Raw genomic sequence first — 391 nt, forward strand, 5'->3', positions numbered from 1 at the left:
GCCTTCCGATGCATTCTTCGTAACAGCGATTTCGTCCTTTTCGGCCCCAACAAATTGAGCAAATCTGGAGCGTGTTTGCTCGACAAGCTGCATCATTCCTTCTTCGTCATTCAAGCCGTTTAGTCGATTATCAAGGTGCTGATCCATGGACGTACGGGTGGTTCTGGATATGAGCCCCTGATTTGCAACATCCATGTAAATGGCGCTTTGGGTGGCTGGAAATTCCTGCCGGAGGACGTCCAAAGGAAGAAAATGGCTTGTCATGCTCGTCATCAGATCCGTGTTACGTGGGTAAAGAGCGCAAAATCTACTCGGGACGCCCATTTCTGCAGTTGGCAACGAAATGCCTTGATTAGAAGCCGTCGAGCTACCGTTGCGGGCGATCATACCA

General features: G+C 50.1%; 1 pseudogene. It reads right to left on the bottom strand.

Going from position 1 to position 391, the window contains the following annotated elements:
• A pseudogene (locus tag EOA85_RS37125) lies at positions 1 to 273 on the bottom strand (cysteine desulfurase); the annotation flags it as partial.
• Positions 274 to 391: the final 118 nt, after the last annotated feature.

The sequence above is a fragment of the Mesorhizobium sp. M5C.F.Ca.IN.020.29.1.1 genome (genome assembly GCF_003997375.1).
GTDB lineage: Bacteria > Pseudomonadota > Alphaproteobacteria > Rhizobiales > Rhizobiaceae > Mesorhizobium > Mesorhizobium wenxiniae.